Source organism: Stenotrophomonas sp., from assembly GCF_050737075.1.
In the GTDB taxonomy this organism is placed as follows: domain Bacteria; phylum Pseudomonadota; class Gammaproteobacteria; order Xanthomonadales; family Xanthomonadaceae; genus Stenotrophomonas.
The window spans coordinates 1-18,166 of the sequence record NZ_JBOHXV010000087.1; the positions used below are offsets into that span (position 1 = coordinate 1).

General features: G+C 67.7%; 17 protein-coding genes. 1 reads left to right on the plus strand and 16 read right to left on the minus strand.

Annotated elements, in window-relative coordinates; translation table 11 throughout:
- Positions 1-127: 127 nt before the first annotated feature.
- From ACREPD_RS17600 to flhB, 8 genes are all read right to left on the minus strand, one after another.
- A complete protein-coding gene (locus tag ACREPD_RS17600) occupies positions 128-1,948 on the minus strand; it encodes a chemotaxis protein CheA (RefSeq protein WP_431600524.1) in 1,821 nt (606 codons plus the stop codon).
- A 4-nt stretch (positions 1,949-1,952) separates the two neighbouring features.
- Complete coding sequence (locus ACREPD_RS17605; RefSeq protein WP_431600525.1) at positions 1,953-2,567, minus strand: protein phosphatase CheZ; 615 nt, start codon at positions 2,565-2,567, stop codon at positions 1,953-1,955.
- A complete protein-coding gene (gene cheY / locus ACREPD_RS17610; RefSeq protein WP_282247230.1) occupies positions 2,567-2,959 on the minus strand; it encodes a chemotaxis response regulator CheY in 393 nt (130 codons plus the stop codon). The genes ACREPD_RS17605 and cheY overlap by 1 nt, the downstream gene beginning before the upstream one ends.
- Before the next feature lie 16 nt (positions 2,960-2,975).
- Positions 2,976-3,722, minus strand: a complete 747-nt coding sequence (locus tag ACREPD_RS17615; protein ID WP_431600526.1) for an RNA polymerase sigma factor FliA — start codon at positions 3,720-3,722, stop codon at positions 2,976-2,978.
- Complete coding sequence (locus tag ACREPD_RS17620; RefSeq protein WP_421570485.1) at positions 3,719-4,606, minus strand: MinD/ParA family ATP-binding protein; 888 nt, start codon at positions 4,604-4,606, stop codon at positions 3,719-3,721. Before ACREPD_RS17620 ends, ACREPD_RS17615 begins: the two co-directional genes overlap by 4 nt.
- A complete protein-coding gene (locus ACREPD_RS17625; RefSeq protein ID WP_431600527.1) occupies positions 4,593-6,503 on the minus strand; it encodes an AAA family ATPase in 1,911 nt (636 codons plus the stop codon). Before ACREPD_RS17625 ends, ACREPD_RS17620 begins: the two co-directional genes overlap by 14 nt.
- A gap of 151 nt (positions 6,504-6,654) precedes the next feature.
- Positions 6,655-8,736: a flagellar biosynthesis protein FlhA gene (gene flhA / locus ACREPD_RS17630; protein WP_431600533.1), complete on the minus strand. Its 2,082-nt coding sequence runs from the start codon at positions 8,734-8,736 to the stop codon at positions 6,655-6,657.
- A 17-nt stretch (positions 8,737-8,753) separates the two neighbouring features.
- On the minus strand, positions 8,754-9,884 hold the full coding sequence (gene flhB / locus ACREPD_RS17635; protein ID WP_431600528.1) for a flagellar biosynthesis protein FlhB: 1,131 nt from the start codon (positions 9,882-9,884) through the stop codon (positions 8,754-8,756).
- A 459-nt stretch (positions 9,885-10,343) separates the two neighbouring features.
- On the opposite strand from flhB, the gene ACREPD_RS17640 reads away from it, so the two are divergent.
- A complete protein-coding gene (locus tag ACREPD_RS17640) occupies positions 10,344-11,168 on the plus strand; it encodes an SMR family transporter (RefSeq protein WP_431600529.1) in 825 nt (274 codons plus the stop codon).
- A gap of 252 nt (positions 11,169-11,420) precedes the next feature.
- On the opposite strand, the gene ACREPD_RS17645 is transcribed toward ACREPD_RS17640, so the two are convergent.
- The 8 genes from ACREPD_RS17645 to ACREPD_RS17680 form a co-directional block, all read right to left on the minus strand.
- Positions 11,421-13,562, minus strand: a complete 2,142-nt coding sequence (locus ACREPD_RS17645) for a putative bifunctional diguanylate cyclase/phosphodiesterase (RefSeq protein ID WP_431600530.1) — start codon at positions 13,560-13,562, stop codon at positions 11,421-11,423.
- Between the two features lie 192 nt (positions 13,563-13,754).
- On the minus strand, positions 13,755-14,546 hold the full coding sequence (gene fliR, locus ACREPD_RS17650; RefSeq protein WP_421570474.1) for a flagellar biosynthetic protein FliR: 792 nt from the start codon (positions 14,544-14,546) through the stop codon (positions 13,755-13,757).
- Positions 14,547-14,558: 12 nt separating this feature from the next.
- Positions 14,559-14,828, minus strand: coding sequence for a flagellar biosynthetic protein FliQ (locus ACREPD_RS17655; RefSeq protein ID WP_017356083.1), 270 nt, complete (start codon positions 14,826-14,828; stop codon positions 14,559-14,561).
- Between the two features lie 7 nt (positions 14,829-14,835).
- Entirely contained in the window at positions 14,836-15,618 is a 783-nt protein-coding gene (gene fliP / locus ACREPD_RS17660; RefSeq protein WP_421570473.1) for a flagellar type III secretion system pore protein FliP, read from the minus strand.
- Between the two features lie 2 nt (positions 15,619-15,620).
- Positions 15,621-16,019, minus strand: coding sequence for a flagellar biosynthetic protein FliO (gene fliO / locus ACREPD_RS17665; RefSeq protein ID WP_431600534.1), 399 nt, complete (start codon positions 16,017-16,019; stop codon positions 15,621-15,623).
- Entirely contained in the window at positions 16,019-16,357 is a 339-nt protein-coding gene (gene fliN / locus ACREPD_RS17670) for a flagellar motor switch protein FliN (protein WP_421570472.1), read from the minus strand. The genes fliO and fliN overlap by 1 nt, the downstream gene beginning before the upstream one ends.
- Positions 16,354-17,361 (minus strand): flagellar motor switch protein FliM, encoded by a 1,008-nt coding sequence (gene fliM / locus ACREPD_RS17675; RefSeq protein WP_431600531.1) that lies wholly within the window; start codon positions 17,359-17,361, stop codon positions 16,354-16,356. Before fliM ends, fliN begins: the two co-directional genes overlap by 4 nt.
- 9 nt (positions 17,362-17,370) lie before the next feature.
- Entirely contained in the window at positions 17,371-17,889 is a 519-nt protein-coding gene (locus ACREPD_RS17680; protein ID WP_431600532.1) for a flagellar basal body-associated FliL family protein, read from the minus strand.
- Positions 17,890-18,166 lie beyond the last annotated feature (277 nt).

The following is an 18,166-nucleotide window of genomic DNA, read 5'->3' on the forward strand; positions in this document are numbered from 1 at the left end:
GATTCAGCCACGCAGGGCGTGGCTCTACGGTTTCAGTTCTTCGGGTGGTTCAGCCACGCATGGCGTGGCTCTACGGGACGGGTGTCGGCCGGTAGAGCCACGCCCTGCGTGGCTGCGTCGGCCGGGATCAATCGTGCTGGGTGCGCAGGCCGTCCACGTCGAGGATCAGGGACATGCGGCCGTCGCCGATCAGGGTGGCGCCGGCGTAGCCGCGCAGGCCGCGCAGTGCCTTGGGCAGCGGCTTGATCACCACTTCCTCGCGGCCACGGACCTGGTCCACGACCAGGCCGAAGCGTGCCTCGCCGGCCTGCAGCACCACGATGGTCAGCAGCGGCGAGGCCACCGGCTCGACCGCCAGCCAATGGCGCAGGTCCACCAGCGGCAGGGTGTGCGACTTGCGGTCCAGCACGGCGCGCCCGTCAAACCAGCCCAGCGAAGTGTTCGGCGCGTGCAGCACCTCCATCACGCGCGCCAGTGGCAGGGCGTAGACGTCCTCGCCGGCCTGCACGAGCAGGGTGGGCAGGATCGCCAGGGTCAGCGGCACCCGGATCAGGAAGCGGCTGCCACGGCCCAGCTCGGACTGGATCTGGATCTGGCCGCTCAGCTCACGGATGCGCGACTGCACCACGTCCATGCCCACGCCACGGCCGGAGATGTCGGTGACTTCCTGCTTGGTGGAGAAGCCTGGCAGGAACACCAGGTGCAGGCACTCCTCGCTGGTAAGGCGGGCGGCGGCCTCCGGATCGATCAGGCCCTTCTCGCGTGCCTTGGCACGCAGGCGTTCGGGGTCGATGCCGGCGCCGTCGTCCTGCACTTCGATGCTGACGTAGTCGCCTTCCTGCTGCGCCGACAACCGCACGTTGCCGCTGCGGGTCTTGCCCTGGGCCTCGCGCAGTTCGGGCATCTCGATGCCGTGGTCGATCGCGTTGCGCACCAGGTGCACGAGCGGATCGGCCAGCGCCTCGACCAGGTTGCGATCGAGTTCGGTTTCGGCGCCGATCAGTTCCAGCTCCACTTCCTTCTTCAGGTTGCGCGCCACATCGCGGGCCACCTTGGGGAAGCGCGAGAACACCTTGCCCACCGGCTGCATCCGGGTGCGCATCACCGCCGATTGCAGGCGTGCGGTGGCGATGTCCAGCGTGGAGACGGCGCGGTCGAGTTCTTCATCGTGCAGGCGCGCGCGCAGGGTCTTGAGCCGGTTGCGCGACAGCACCAGTTCGCCGATCAGGTTGACGATGGCGTCCAGGCGCTTGGTGTCCACGCGCACGGTGTGTTCGGCTTCGGCGACCGGCTTGTTGGCGGCCGGCTTGGCCGGCGCCGGCGCGGCACGCGGGGCGACGGCCGGTGCCGGTGCGGCAACGGTGGCACTGCCCGGGGCGGCACCGCCGTGCAGCTGGTCGAGCAGCGCCTCGAATTCGTCTTCGCCGATCAGGTCGTCGGTCTTTTTCGTGGGCGTCACGGCGGTCGGTGCAGCGCCGCCGTGCAGGGTGTCGAGCAGTGCCTCGAACTCGTCGTCGGTGATCAGCTCACCGCTGGTGGCCGCGGCGGCGCGCGGCGCCGGGGTGGCCGGACCGTTGACGTCGAACTGCGCGATCAGCTCCGGCGGCGCGTAGCCCGGCTCGGTGCCGGCGGCGACCGAATCGAGCATCGACTGCAGGTAGTCCAGCGACTGCTGGCCGGCATCGAAGTGATGCGCCTGCAGCACGGCCTGGCCCGAGCGGGCCATGCCCAGCGTTTCCTCTGCCGCGTGGCAGAGTTCGACCATGGCCTGGATGCCGAGGAAGCCAGCGCCGCCCTTGAGCGTGTGGAACCCTCGGAACACCGCGTTGAGCTGGTCGCTGTCCTGGGGCGACTGCTCCAGCGACACCAGCTGTTCGCCGAGGCGATCCAGGATCTCCTGGGCCTCGAGGATGAAGTCTGCGGCAATGTCGTCTGGAACAGCACTCATGGTTTCAAAGCCCCAAATCGGAAAGCAGGTCGTCGGCGTCCACCTGCGACACCTGATGGCGGTCCAGGCCGCTCACGGCCGGGCCGGCCAGGCCGTTGTCGCGCTTGTGGGACGCTTCTTCCGGCGGCGGCAGGCCGAGCGCGCCGAAGCCTTCGTGCACGCGGCGTACGATGCCGACCACGCGGCGGATGATCTGCCCGGTGAGATCCTGGTAGCTCTGGGTGAGCGCGATCTCGGTCAGGTTGTGGCGGATGCGGTCCAACTGCTGGTCCTGGTCCGGGCTGAGCCCGTTGGCACGCAGCTGTTCGGTGAGCGCGCGGCATTCTTCGGTCAGGTCCAGGGTGCGGTGGGTGGCCTGTTCGGTCATGGCCACCACGTGGTCGAGGCGCGCGCAGGCGTCGTCCAGCTCGCCGGCCTCGCTGGGCAGGGTGGGCAGCTCGCCCAGCGCCTGGCCCAGCTCGCGCGCGAGCCGGTTCAGGCCGGCCATCATCGGCTGGGTGCGCAGCGCGGCCAGCGCGTCGATTTCCCGGCGCCAGCCGGCCTCGTCACCGCTTTCCAGCGCGGCCAGGGCATCCTGCAGGCGCTGCACCAGCGCCGATTTGTCGCGAAGGGTTTCCATCAGGCGCTGGCCGCCAGACGCTCGAAGATCTTGCCGAGCTTCTCTTCCAGGGTCGCGGCGGTGAACGGCTTGATGATGTAGCCGTTCACGCCGGACTGGGCGGCTTCGATGATCTGCTCGCGCTTGGCTTCGGCGGTGACCATCAGGACCGGCAGCGTCTTGAGCTTGGCATCGGCGCGGATCGCCTTGAGCAGGTCGATGCCGGTCATCACCGGCATGTTCCAGTCGGTGACCACGAAATCGAACGGCTGGCTCTGCAGCAGGGCCAGCGCGGCATGCCCGTCCTCGGCTTCGGCGGTATTGGTGAAGCCCAGATCGCCCAGCAGGTTCTTGACGATACGACGCATGGTCGAGAAGTCGTCGACGATCAGGATACGCATGTTCTTGTTCAAAGCACTTTCCTCGGTATCAAGTGTTTTCGAGGCCGGCGTCGGCCGCCTCGAAGATCTTCAGTCGGCCACGCAGGCGCAGCACTGCCTGGCCGTGGATCTGACAGACGCGTGACTCGCTGACGCCGAGCACCGCGCCGATCTCTTTCAGGTTCAGTTCCTGCTCGTAGTACAGCGACAGCACCAGCTGTTCGCGCTCGGGCAGCAGGCCGATGGCGTTGCCCAGCTCGCGCCCGAACTCGCCGCGCTCCAGTACCTGCTGCGGGGTCGGGCCGCCCTGGGCCACGGTGTCCAGTTCGCCCTGGTCTTCGATGCGCGATTCCAGGCTCAGCACCTGGCCGCGTGCGGCGTCTTCCATCAGGCGCAGGTAGTCGGGCAGGGGCATGTCCATCGCCGACGCCACTTCGGTGGCGCTGGCGGCGCGGCCGGTGCTCTGCTCCAGCCGGCGGATGGTGGAGGCGGCGTCGCGGGCACGGCGGTGCACCGAACGCGGCACCCAGTCACCCCGGCGGATCTCGTCGATCATCGAACCGCGAATGCGGATGGACGCGTAGGTCTCGAACGAGGCGCCCTGGTCGGCGTCATAGCTGCGCGAGGCCTCTATCAGGCCCATCATGCCGGCCTGGATCAGGTCGTCGACCTCGACGCTGGCCGGCAGGTGTGCTGCCAGGTGGTGGGCGATGCGCCGGACCAGGTCCGAGTGCTGGGCAATGCACTCGTTGGCCGCAGTGCGTTGGACCTCTTTGTATTGTGCGGCGCCTTTCATGCGGTCACCCCGCGTTGCTTGAGGATGCGTTCCAGGAAGAATTCGACGCCGCCGCGCGGCTCGGTCGGGGCCTGCCAGCGTGCGGTGCGGCGGGCGATCTCGGTGATCGCCTGCGCGGCCGGGCTGGACGGGTAGGCCTTCACCACCGGCTGCTGGCGCTGCACCGACAGGCGCAGCCAGTCGTCCTGCGGCACGCAGCCCAGGTAGTTCAGCGAGACGTCGGCCAGGAACTTGTCGCAGACCCGGCTGAGCTTTTCGTACAGCACGCGGCCTTCATTGGGGTCGCGCACCATGTTGGCCACGACCTGGATGCGGTCCACGCCGCGTTCGCGCGACAGGACCTTGATCAGCGCGTAGGCATCGGTAATCGATGCCGGTTCGTCGCAGACCACCACCACGGTGTCCTGGGCGGCCTGGCAGAAGGTCAGCACGCCGTCGGTGATGCCGGCGGCGGTGTCCACCACCATGAAGTCCAGGTCGCGCTCCAGTTCGGAGAACACGTTGACCAGGCCCACATGCTCGGCCGGCTGCAATTCGGCCATGTGCCGGCGACCGGACGCGGCCGGCACCACCAGCACGCCACCGGGGCCTTCCAGGATCACTTCCTCCAGCGTGCAGCGCCCGGCGACCAGGTCGGCCAGGGTCAGCTTGGGCTGCAGGCCCAGGATCACGTCGATGTTGGCCAGGCCCAGGTCGGCGTCCAGCAGCAGCGTGCGTTTGCCCATGTCGGCAAGCGCCACGGCCAGGTTGGCCGACACGTTGGTCTTGCCCACGCCGCCCTTGCCGCCGGTGACGGCGATGGTACGGACCGGGCCAAGCGGCGCACTGCGGGTGGCCGACAAGGGGAAGGTCTGGGTCAGCTTGGCATACTCACGCGACGGCATGGTTCAACTCCGGGTTGCAGGGCATATCGGCCGCGCGGCGCAAATCTTCAAGGCGAAGTACAAGATTGGCCGCACTGGCCCGGTGCAGGTCTTCGGGAACGTCCTGGCCATCGGTCACCCAGGTGATCGGCAGACGGTGGTCGACGGCCACGGACAGGGCGGTGCCGAAGCGGCCGGTCTCGTCCAGCTTGCTCAGCACCACGCCCTGCGGATTGGCGGCGCTGAAGCGACGGACCACTTCGTCCATGTCGCCGAAACTGGTGTTGGCCGGCAGCACCAGCAGGGTGCGGATCTGCGGTGCGGCGCGCAGCCACTGCAGCTGGGCGGCCAGGGCGCGGTCGCGCGGACCCAGCCCGGCGGTGTCGATCAGCACCAGCTTGTAGTCCTTCAGACGCTCCAGCAGCTGGGTCAGGTCGCTGCCGCTGCTGGCTTCGTGCACGGCGATGCCGAGCTGGCGGCCGAAGCCGTACAGCTGTTCGCGGGCGCCGATGCGGCCGGTGTCGGTGGTGACCAGCGCCACGTCGCGGGCGGCATGGGCTTCGGCGAAGCGCGAGGCCAGCTTGGCGATGGTGGTGGTCTTGCCGGCACCGGTCGGGCCGACCAGGGCGATCACGCCACCGGCCTCCAGCGGGTCGACCGGGGCGATCGGCAGCTTCTTGGACAGCAGGCCCAGCATCAGGCCACGGCCGCGGTGGGCTTCGGTGTCCAGCGGGATCTGCAGGGCGACGTCGCGGCTGATGCCGGCATCGAAGCCGTACTCGTCCATCAGGTCCAGCGCGGCGGCGCGCACGGCCGAGCCGCGCAGGCGCTCGTCGGTGAAGCGGTTCATCTCGCGCTCGATGACCTGGCGCATGCCGGCCACTTCATGGCGCAGGTGGCGCAGCTCCTCGTCATCGCGCGGCACCATGGCCAACGGCGCGGCGACGGCGGCGGCCGGTGCCGCCACGGCGACGACCTCGGCGACGGGCGCAGGTTCGTTGGCGGCCTGCAGCGGCAGCGCCGGCGGGGCGATCGGCGCCGCGATCTCGGCGATCGGCGTGGCCGGCGCGGCCGGGGTGGCGACCTCGATGCTGGCAACGGGCTCGATCGGGGCGAACACGGCCGAATCGTCGATCGCCATCGGCGCCGAGACCATCGCCGGGATCACCGGTACGGTTTCCCACAACGGCGCGGCGGGTGCCTCGACGGGGGCGCGCTGCATCTGCTGCGACGGCATCTGCGGGATCGGCGGCAGCTGCGGCGGAACGCTGGCGCGGCCGGCCGGTGCGTGCATCTCGAACAGCGGGGCCTCGTCCAGCGGCGGGTCAATGATGAAGCGGGCGCGGTTGGGCGCGGCCGGGGCTTCGCTGCGAAGCGGGACGGTCACGGCGGGCGTGGCATCCACCAACGCGGCGCGGGGCGCGCGCTCGGCGGCGGCCGCCTGCTCGACGTTGAACGGTGCAAAGATCTGCTCCGGCAGGCGGTCGGCCGGCTGCACGGTGGCGCGGGCCAGGGTGGCGGCGAAGCCACTGCTGCCCGGCGGCGGCACGATTTCGTTGGCGGTATCCAGGGTGCGACCGGTCGCGCCGACGGCGGCGCGGGCCAGGGCGGCAACCGCGGAGGTGGTGGCGGCCACCGGTTCCGGCGCGGTGGCCGGTGCCTTGCGGCGGGTCACGGCGGCAATCACCGCATCGGCGGCATTGCGCGGGCGCGGGGCCGGCGGCGGCGGTGCGACGTCCTTGCGCGCCGCTTCCAGCGCACGCTGCACGGCGCCTTCGTCATAGTTGGCGGCCGCCACGATTTCGACGCCTTCTTCGATCCGGCGATTGGACAGGATCACGGCATCCGGACCGTGTTCCTTGCGCACCAGGTTCATGGCAGAGCGCATATCGGGAGCGACGAAGCGTTTGATTTTCATGCTGTGGTACCGGGACTGGGGCGGCTGGGGGGTCGAAGGGAAACGCTGGTTGTCGGTGGTCTGCACGGTCCGGGATTCCCTTGGTGTCCTGCTGCGGTGATATCGAAATGGGGGTGTCTGTTTTCTGACGCGGTGCTGTCGGAGTTCCGGCTCAGCTGATCGTCCCGACCAGCTTCAACCGCTTGTCCTCAGGCACCTCGCTGTAGGCCAGTACCGACAGCGAGGGGACGCTGTGCCGTACCAGCCGTGCCAGCGCGGCACGTACCGGTCCGGGCACCAACACCACCGCGGGCTCGTTCTTCGCTTCCTGCTTGCCGACACATTCGGCCAGGCTTTGATGCAGTCGCTCGGCGAGCCCGGGTTCCAGCGCTGCGCCGTTGCCCTGAGTGGACTCCTGCAAGACACGTTCCAATTGCGGGTTGAGGGTGAACACCGGCAGCTCGGGCGACATGCCGGCGATCTCCTGCACGATGAAACGCCCCAGCGCGTTGCGTACCGCGGCGGTGAGCACGCCCGGGTCCTGGCTCTGCGGCGCGGTTTCCACCAGCGATTCGGCGATCTTGCGCAGCTGGCGGATCGGAATGCGCTCGATCAGCAGGTTCTGCAGCACGCGTACCACCACCGACAGCGGCAGCGCCTTGGGGCTGAGGTCTTCCACCAGCTTCGGCGCGCTCTTGGCCAGGTTGGCCAGCAGCTGCTGCACCTCTTCATGGCCCAGCAGTTCCGGGGCGTGTTCGCGGATCAGGTGCGACAGGTGGGTGGCGACCACGGTGGCCGGGTCGACCACGGTGTAGCCCATCGATTCGGCGTGGGCGCGCTGGTGCGGCTGGATCCAGGTGGCGTCCAGGCCGAAGGCGGGGTCCTTGCCGGCAATGCCTTCCAGCGCGCCGAGGGCACTGCCCGGGTCCAGCGCCAGTTCGCGATCGGGGTGGATCTCGGCCGTGGCCACCGGTACACCGTGGATCAGCAGGCGGTAGGCGGTGGCGCTCAGCTCCAGGTTGTCGCGGATATGCACCGACGGAATCAGGAAGCCGATGTCGTGGGTCAGCTTGCGGCGCACGCCCTTGATGCGGGCCATGAGCTCGCCGCCCTGGTTCTTGTCCACCAGCGGGATCAGCCGGTAGCCGACCTCCAGGCCCAGCGGATCGACCGGGCGCAGTTCGTCCCAGGTCAGTTCGGCGGTGGGCGAGGGCGTGCCGGCGGGCAGGCCGAGCGCGGTGGTCGGGCCGCTGGCCGGGGCCTCGGCCGCACGCTGGGCCAGCACGCTCTTCTTCCACAGCTTCCAGGCGATGAACGCCAGGATGCCGCCGAGCGTCAAGAAGGCGACGTTGGGCATGCCCGGCACCAGGCCGACCAGGATCAGGATGCCGGCCGCGATGGCCAGCGCGCGGTGCTGGCCGAACACCTGGCCCATCATGGCCTGGGCCATGTCCTGCGAACGCGAGGCGCGGGTGACCAGCATGGCCACCGCCGACGACACCAGCAGAGCGGGCAGCTGCGCCACCAGGCCGTCACCGATGGACAGCAGGGTGTAGGTCGCGGCGGCCTCGCCGAACGGCATGCCGTGCTGGAGCACGCCGACGGCGAGGCCGCCGATCATGTTGATGAACAGAATGAGGATGCCGGCGATGGCGTCGCCGCGGATGAACTTGCTGGCACCATCCATCGCGCCGTAGAAGTCGGCTTCCTCGCGAACCTCCTCACGGCGCAGCTTGGCTTCTTCACGCGTCAGCAAACCGGCGTTGAGGTCGGCGTCGATCGCCATCTGCTTGCCGGGCATGGCGTCGAGGATGAAGCGCGCGGTCACTTCGGACACGCGGCCGGCACCCTTGGTGATGACCACGAAGTTGATGATGGTCAGGATCGCGAAGACCACGATGCCGACGGCGTAGTTGCCGCCGATCACGAACTCGCCGAAGGCGGCGATCACCTTGCCGGCCGCCTCGTGGCCGTTCTGGCCGTTGAGCAGGATCACGCGGGTGGAGGCCACGTTCAGCGCCAGCCGCAGCATGGTGGTGATCAGCAGCACGATCGGGAAGATGGTGAAGTCCAGCGGGCGCTTCACGTAGACCACCGCCAGCAGCACCATCAGCGAGATGGCGATGTTGAAGGTGAACAGCGCATCGAGCACCGGCGCGGCCAGCGGCACCACCACCATGGCCAGCAGGGCCAGCACGATCAGCGGGGCGCCCAGCCCATTGCGGATCATCTCCAGGGCGCGGCGGGTGTTCATTCCGGCGGGCTGGGCGCTCATGCGCGGCCTCCCTTGCCGTGTTCATCCACGTCGATGCTGGGCGCGGCCGGCATCGGGCCGCCCCGCCAGGTGCGCAGCTGGTAGACGTAGGACAGGACCTGGGCAACGGCCGAATACAGTCTCACGGGGATTTCCTTTCCAAGTTGACCTTCCCGATACAAGGCGCGTGCCAAAGGCGGCGCCGAGACGATGGCGATCTTGTTGCCGTCGGCCACTTCACGGATGCGCAGGGCGGTTTCGTCCACGCCCAGGGCCACCACGGTGGGGGCGCCCATCTTGCCGCCGTCGTATTTGAGGGCCACGGCGTAGTGGGTGGGGTTGACCACCACCACGTCGGCGGTGGGCACCGCTTCCATCATCCGGCGGTTGGACATCTGCTGCTGCAGCTGGCGGATGCGGCCCTTCACCTCGGGGCTGCCCTCGCTTTCCTTCATTTCCCGGCGCAGTTCTTCGCGGGTCATCTTCAGCTTGCGCATCCAGTTCCAGCGCTGGTACGGGGCGTCGATGGCGGCCAGCAGCATCATCGCCCCGCCGGTGGCCAGCATCAGCTTCAGGGTGAAGCCCAGCCCGTGGACCATGGCGGCCTCCAGCGGCTGGTGGACCAGATCGCGCAGCCCGCGGATGCCATGCCACACCACCAGCCCGGCGGCGGTGCCCACGAACACGATGCGCAGCAGGGACTTGGTGAATTCGGCGATGGCCTCGGCGCCGTACAGGCGTTTCATGCCGGCCATCGGGCTGAGCCGGTTGAACTGCGGCATCAGCGACTTGTTGGACCAGCGCAGCCCGCCCATGGCCACCGGCGCCAGGAAACTGGCCAGCAGGCAGACCAGCAGCAGCGGCCAGAGCGCCAGCATCAGCTGCAGGAACAGGTGCCCGAAGTGGTTGAACAGCCCCAGCGGCTCGGCGCGCAGGCCCGGCTCCGGGGTGAGGGCGAGCTTCATCCACTCTTTGCTGCGGGTGGCGATGCCCCCGGAGAACGCCATCAGCGCCAGCACCGCCGCACCGAACACGGCGGCCGTGGCCAGCTCGCGCGAACGCGGGATATTGCCCTGTTCGCGGGCGTCACGCAGGCGTTTTTCGGTAGGTTGTTCGGTTTTTTCGCCGGCTTGTTCTTCGTCGGACATCGGGAGCAGGGCACCGCGGGGATTACCCGGGGCGGTGCAAGAACCGTTCCAAGACCGCCAAGGGCCCGGAAACGGCGGGCGTGGTGAGACAGAATCGTGACGGTGATGGGCGGTAGGATCGGTTCCCAAACGATTGCCGTTGCGCGTTCAACGTCCGGTAACGCATGACCCGGGGGCGAAGAAGCGCCTTTCGACGAGGGTCATGCCGCCATCGAACGCGGGGAACCTGCGTGCAGTCGATCGGGATGCGACCCTACCGCCACAGCCGCAGCCACAGCCCCAGCCGCAGCCGCAGCCGCAGCCGCAGCCGCAGCCGCAGCCAACGCCAACGCCAACGCCAACGCCAACGCGGCAGTCATCGCCACTGCCGCAGTCACCGCCACCGCCACCAGCACGTGTCAGGCAGCGCCGGCATCATCGATGGCATCATCTGCGATCAAATGCCTGCCGCGGGTTCCGATGTCGCCTTTCCTGTTCTGCACCGTGCTGTTCGCCGGGCTGCTGCACGCCAGCTGGAATGCCATCGTCAAACGCGGCAGCGATACGCTGTTCACGACCATCCTGGTCACCGGCTCTGCAGCGGTGATCGCCGCGATCTGCCTGCCGTTCGTTGCCGCGCCTGCGCCACGCAGCTGGCCGTGGCTGGCCGCGTCCACCGTGCTGCAGGCGGGCTACTACCTGCTTGTCGCGCGCACTTACCGGCTGACCGACATGAGCGCGGCGTATCCGTTGATGCGCGGCTGCGCGCCGATCCTGGTGGCGTTGGTGGGTGGGCTGCTGCTGGGTGAGATCCTGCCGTTGTGGGCCTGGGCGGGCATCGGGCTGATCTGCACCGGCATCCTGTGCATGTCGCACGGGATCGTACGGCGGCAGATGTGGCTGCCGCTGATCAATGCGGGCGTAATTGCGACCTACACGCTGGTGGATGCATGGGGCGCGCGGCAGTCCGGTTCGACCGTGGGCTATACGCTGTGGCTGTTCCTGCTGTCGGGCCTGCCGTTGCCGATATGGGCGTTGAGCACCCGTGCGCGTGAGTTGCTGTCGTATGCGCGGGCGAACTGGGGGTATGGCGTCGTGGGCGGCGTCGGTACGTTGACCTCCTACGGCGTGGTGTTGTGGGCGATGACACAGGCGCCGGTGGCGATGATCTCCGCGCTGCGGGAGACCTCGATCCTGTTCGGGGTGGTGATCTCGGCGCTGGTGTTGCGCGAGCGGGTGAACCGGCGGCGGTGGGTGGCGGCCGGGTTGATCGTCGCCGGCGCGGTGGTGTTGCGCGTGGTGTGATGTTGCAGCCACCCATGGGGTGGCTCTACGCGTTTGATCCGAATCGCCCTGCGCACGTAACAATTCGTAGCGCCGGGATCTGCCCGGCCGCCGCGCGCAGCGCGGCACAAGTGCCCGAAGCCAATGCAACGCCGTTCCCCCATCATCCAACCGGCGTTTAAACCCGGCCGAAGCCGCCCGTCAGGCGTTCATGACGTCGGAGCGAAGCGCAGCCACCCATGGGGTGGCTCTACCGGCGGATCGGATTGCCGCCTAATCGAGAAAATGCCCGCCCTGGGCGATCTGGAACTCCTCGGCCTTCACGATGAGCGGTCGGGTCTGGTCGTGCAGCTGCATGAAGCGCTCCGGGTCGACCGGGTGGCCCAGCAGATAGCCCTGCAGGTAATCGCAGCCCAGCCGCTCCAGGTAGGCGCGCTGGCCGGCGGTTTCCACGCCCTCGGCGACGATGTCCATGTCCAGCGCGTGCCCCAGCGCGACGATGGCCGAGACAATCACCACGTCCTCCGAACTGTTCTCCAGATCATGCACGAACGCGTGGTCGATCTTGATTTCCGTGGCGGGCAGGCGCTTGAGGTAGAGCAGGCTGGAATAGCCCGTGCCGAAGTCGTCGATGGCAATGCCCACACCCAGCCTTGCCAGTGCCTGCAGCAGGTGCAGGCTGGCCTCGGTGTCGCGCATGACCGCGCTTTCCGTGATTTCCAGCACCAGCCGGCGCGGGTCGATGCGGTGGGTCTGCAGCACCTCACGCACGTCCTGCAGCAGGTGCGGCGAGCCCAGCTGGATCGGCGACAGGTTCACCGATACCGTCCAGCCGTCGTGGCCCGCGTCATGCCACCTGCGCAACTGGCGGCAGGCCTCATCCAGCGCCCAGCGCCCGATTTCGTTGATGACGCCGCTGCGTTCGGCCAGGCGGATGAAGCGGTCCGGTGGAATCAGCCCCTGTTCGGGGTGGCGCCAGCGCATCAGGGCTTCGGCGCCACTGACCTTGTGGCTGCTGACGCGTACCTTGGGTTGGTAGTGCAGGAACAACTGCGGGGTGCCGATGGCGCGGCGCAGGTCGGCGAGCAGCCGGAACTGCTGCTCGGCGCTGTCATTCATCCATTCGGCGAACACCACATACGCATTGCGGCCGGCTTCCTTGGCCTGGTACATCGCCGAATCGGCATGGCTCATCAGCTGCCGCTCGGTGGCGGCATGGTCGGGACAGATCGCGATACCGATGCTGGCCGTCACCTGCAGCTCGTGGCCCGGCACCAGGGTGCCGGTGCCCACCGCCTGGATGATGCGGCTGGCCAGGGTGGCCAGCTCATCATCGGTTTCGATCGCCACCACCATCACGAATTCGTCGCCGCCGAGCCGGGCCAGCACATCGTCGGCGCGCAGCAGCTTGCGGGTGCGGTCGGCCACGGCGACGAGCAGGGCGTCGCCCATCTGGTGGCCGTAGGCGTCGTTGACCTGTTTGAAACCGTCCAGGTCCATGAACATCAGCGCGAAGCGCCTGCCGCGCTGCTCGGCGTCGAGCAGCGCCTGTTCGATGTGCTGCTGCAGCAGCAGGCGATTCGGCAGGTGGGTGAGCGGGTCATGCAGCGCGGCCTGGCTCAGTTCGGCGTAGGCGTCTTCCAGCGAACTGCGCAGCCGCTGGTTGCGCAGCCGCAGCAGCTGGGCCTGCATGCGCTGATCGAGCCAGGACACCAGCAGCACCACCGCCAGGATGGCGATGGTGAGCACCATGACGATGGCGGCCAGCCATTGGGTCTGAAGCCCGGTACCGGCGGCGGCGCCGCACACGCTTCCTTCCGGGAACCGCGCGGCGGCCATGCCGGTGTAGTGCATGCCGACGATGGCGGTGCCCAGCACAATGGCCGGCAGCACCCGGTGGAAGAAGCGGTTCTCGCTGTGGCGCAGGCGGAAGGCGACGAACAGGGCCACCCAGGAGGCGGCCACTGCGATCAACAGCGACAGGGCGACCCAGCCGGGGTCGTAGTCGATGCCCGGCTGCATGCGCATGGCGGCCATGCCCAGGTAGTGCATGCCTGCGATGCCGCTGCCCATCAGCAAGGCGCCCAGCGTCAACCGCGAGTAGGGCAAGGTGGGGCGCGAGACCAGCCACAGGGCGAACACGGACGCGGCGATGGCCAGGAGCAGCGACACCGTGGTCCACAGCACGTCGTAGCCCAGCGGGATGGGCAGCCGGAAGGCGAGCATGCCGATGAAGTGCATCGACCAGATGCCGAAGCCCATCGCGCTGCCGCCACCGAGCAGCCAGAGCAGGCTCAGCCGCGGCGTTGGCGCGGTGGTGACACGATTGGCCATGTCCAGCGCCGTGAACGACGCGAGCATGGCGACCAGCAGCGAAACCACGACCAACCACGGTGTGAAGCTGCCGATAAGCATCAATGACTCTCCCGGTCAGATCTGCAATCGAAAGAATGTGGCGCCGCAGCTTTCGTTTCTGCGGCGCGCACGGCAGAGACCCCCACTACCGTGCGCGCACATCTACGCGCATTCCCCGTGGGACGCGCAAGGCCCATTTGGCCAAAATTCCGTAGGAAAACACCGCGCCGTGACGATGCGGTGGCGTACTGGCTAATGAGTGACGCCGTCTGCGGCCTGGAAGGCGGCATCGAACAGGCGCTGTACGGGCGGCCCCATTTCGCCGGCCAGCACGGTGAGCAGGAACAGCCCGAGCAGCAGCGCGACCGGCAGGCCCAGCTGGATCGGATTGAGTGCGGGCGCGGCGCGCGCAAGCACGCCGAACGCGAGATTGACGGCGAGCATCGCCACGGTCAGCGGCAACGACAGCGTCAGCGCGCCGCGGAATACCTGCAGCAGGAAGGTCGGCGCGGCGCTGAGAAACGCGTCGATGTCGGGCAGCGAAGCGCCGATCGGCACCGCCTTGTAGCTGTCCATCAACAGCGAGATCAACGCAAGGTGTCCGTTGGCCGCGAAGAACAGCAGCCCGAACAGCAGGTAGAACCATTGTCCGATCACGCCGGAGGTGCCGCCACGCATCGGGTCGCTCATCTGCGCGAAGGCCAGGCCGGTGCCCTGCGACACCAGTTCACCGGCCATGGCACCGGCTTCGAACACCAGCCGCAGCAGGAAGCCGATGGAAATGCCGATGGCCAGTTCGCGCGCGATGCTGAGCACGGTGGCGGCATCGAAGCCGGTCCATGCCGGCACCGGCGGCAGCATCGGCGACAGCGCGATGGCCAGCGCGCCGGACAGCATGACCCGCACGCGTGCGGGCACGGCGCGGCTGCCGACCAACGGCATCGCCATGATCATGGCGCCGATGCGCAGCATGGTCCACAGCACGGTGCCGATCATGCCGAAGGCATTGAGCCCGTCGGCCGCCATCTGGGTTGCGGAATCCATCGGTGCCTTCCGCTAGCCGATCAGATGGGGAATGCGCTGGAACAGCAGCGTGGTGTATTCGACCAGGTGGCCGATCAACAAACTGCCCAGCGCAAACAACACTGCTGTGAGCGCCGCGGCCTTGGCGACGAAGGCGATGGTGGGCTCGTTGAGCTGGGTGGCGGCCTGCACCACGCCGACCACGACGCCGACAATCAGCACGGTGAGCAGCAGGGGGCCGGCTACCCAGAGCACGGTGATGAGGCCACCGCGCAGTTCGGTCAGGGCAAGTTCGGGAGTCATGTCAGCCTCAGACTGCGTTGAAGCTGGCGGCAAGGGTGCCCACCACCAGCACCCAGCCGTCGACAAGAACGAACAGCAGGATCTTGAACGGCGCGGAGACCAGCATCGGCGAGAGCATCATCATGCCCATCGACATCAGCACGCTGGCCACGACCAGGTCGATGATCACGAACGGGATGAAGATGAGGAAACCGATTTCGAAAGCGGTCTTCAGTTCGCTGGTGACGAACGAGGCGACCAGCACCGGGAACGGAATGGCGTCGGGGCTGGCGTAGGTGCCATGCCCGGCCATGCCGGCGAAGGTCATCAGGTCGGTTTCGCGGATCTGCGCCAGCATGAAGGCACGCAGCGGCTGGGTGGTCAGGGTCCAGGCGGTCTGGAAGTCGATCTCGCCATTGAGGTAGGGCGCCATGCCGCTGCCCCAGGCCTTCTGCCACACCGGCAGCATGACCATGGCGGTCAGGAACAGGGCCAGGCCCAGCAGCACCTGGTTGGACGGGGTCTGGCCGGTGCCCAGCGCCTGGCGCAGCAGGCCCAGCACGATGATGATGCGGGTGAACGCGGTGAGGACCAGCAGCATCGACGGGATCAGGGTGATCGCGGTCATCAGCAGCAGTGTCTGCAGCGGCAGGCTGACCGACTGGCCGCCGATCTTGCCGACAGTGACGTCCGGCAACGGGGTGCCACCAGGCAGGCCGGGCGCGGCCATGGCCAGCGCCGGCAGGGCGCACAGCAGCAGGGTCAGCAGCAACGGCAGGTAACGGGTCCAGGATGCTCGGGGGCCACGCATGATCAGGGTTCCTTGCGCAGCCGCTGTTGCAGCAACTGGGCGAAATTCGGCAGGTTCTTGAAGTCCGGCAGGCGTGCCGGTTCCGTGGTGGGCAGCGGGTCGGGCAGGCGGTGCAGGGTGTTGATGCCGCCGGCGGTGACGCCCAGCAGCAGCTGCTCGCCGTTGACCTCGACCACGACGACGCGTTCCTTGGCCCCCACGTTGAGGCTGGCCACGACGCGCAGGCCTTCGGCGGGCTTGAAGCCGCTGCCGGGCATGCGCTTGAGCACCCAGCCCAGGCCGACGATCAGGGCCAGCACGGCGAGCAGGGCCAGCACGGCGCCGAACATGCTCGGTGCGGCGGCGGCATGCTGGCCCACCTTGACGGCGGGCGTGCCGGCGGCGAGGAGTGCCAGGGAAATCAACGCAGTCTCCGGATCCGTTCGCTGGGGCTGACGACGTCGGTCAGGCGCACGCCGAAGCGGTCGTTGATGACGACGACTTCGCCATGGGCGATGAGGGTGCCGTTGACGAAGACGTCCAGCGATTCGCCGGCGCCGCGCTCGAGTTCGACGACCGAGCCCTGGTTGAGCTGCAGCAGGTTGCGGATCGGCAGGCGGGCGCGGCCCACTTCCAGGGACAGGGTGACCGGCACATCGAGGATGACGTCCAGGTTGAGGTCCGGGCCGCTGGTATCGTCGGACTGCAGGGTGGTGAACTGCGCCGGTGCCGGTTCGTTGGTTTCGATATCGTCGTTCATTGCGGGTCTTCCTGGATTACGGGAGCACGCAGGCGGGTGCCCGGCGGGTGGGTAGCGGTGATCTTTACGGCGTTCATGCCGTTGGCGACGCCGAACTGGCCGGTGAACACGGGAATGTTCTCGACGCACAGCGGCACCTGCGGCGGCAGGTCGATGGGCAGGATGTCGCCGATCTTCAGTTTGGTCAGGTCACGCAGGCTCATGCGCTTGGTGGCCAATACGCTGGAGAGGGTGACTTCGGCGATGTTCAGCTGCTCACGCAGCATGGTGCCCCAGCTTTCGTCACGATCATTGCGGTCGCTCTGGATGCCGGCGTCGAGCAGTTCGCGGATCGGCTCGAGCATGGAATACGGCAGGGTGACGTGGATGTCGCCGCCACCACCATCAAGTTCGACATGCAGACGGCAGACGACGACATACTCGCGCGGGGTGACGATGTTGGCGAAGTGCGGGTTGATCTCGGAGTTGATGTATTCGAGTTCGACATCCATGACCGGTGCCCAGGCTTCGCGCAGATCGGCGAAGGTCTGCTTGAGCAGAAGATGGATGACGCGCATTTCGGTGGCAGTGAATTCGCGGCCTTCGATGCGGGTGGGGTAGCGCCCGTCGCCGCCGAAGAAGTTGTCGACGATGGCGAAGACGAGGGTCGGCTCGAAGACGATCAGCCCGGTGCCGCGCAGGGGCTTGAAGCGGATGAGGTTGAGGTTGGTCGGTACATACAGGGAATGCATGTAGTCGTTGAATTTGATCAACTCGATGCCGCGCACGGACAATTCGGCGGAGCGGCGGATGAGGTTGAACAGGCCGATGCGCCACAACCGGGCGAACCGCTCGTTGACCATTTCCAGGGTCGGCATGCGCCCACGGATGATGCGATCCTGGCTGGCAAAGTCGTAGTTGCGCGCCTCGCCGGGGGCGACGGCGTCGACCTCGGTTTCAACGGCACCGGAATCCACGCCGTGCAGCAGGGCATCAATTTCGTCCTGGGAAAGCAGGTCATTCATGGCAGGCCCTTACTGGGTGACGAAGCTGGTGAACAGCAGTTCGTCGGCGCCCTTGCTGCCGGTTTCGGCCTTGAGCAGTTTCTGGACTTCAGCCAGGGAATCCGCCTGCAGGCGTTCTTTGCCGGCGCGGTCGGCGATCTGCGCCGGTTCGACCTGGGAGAACAGCATGAGCAGTTTGGCGCGGATGGCCGGGGCATGAAGTTTGATGGCTTCAAGCGCGGCGGGGTCGCGGGTCATGAGCTGGACTTCAACCTGCAGGTAGCGCGGGCCGTCGAAGCTGCTGCTGAGGTTGACGACGAACGGCGGCTCGAGGCCGAAGTACTGGGCAGGCGCGGGCACGGCAGATTTGGCGGCCGCCGGCTTGGCGGAGGACTTCTCGTCGTGGGACTGGGTGAAGTACCACACGCCGCCACCGGCGGCGCCAGCGGCCAGCACGGCGATGAGGGCCGTGATCAGGAGCGGGCTGCGCGGTTTGGCGGCCTTGTCCTTGTCGGCGGATTTCTTGGTTTTGTCGGCGGCTGCGGCCACGAGGGAAGCTCCATTGGATTGCTTCCTAGCTACATGCAAAGGGTGTGCCGAACTGCGACGGTTCTTTGTTGCCGGAATTTTGACGTCAGCGCCATGCATGCGATGCCGTAGAGCCGGGCTTTGCCCGGCTGCTTCATGCACGCGACGCCGTAGAGCCGGGCTTTGCCCGGCTGCTTCATGCATTCAGGCGAACAGCGGGTGGCCAGTGGTTCCTCTGATTTGGCGGGACGGTGCCGGTTTGCGGGGGACGCCGTGAACCCATCCATGGGGGCTCAGT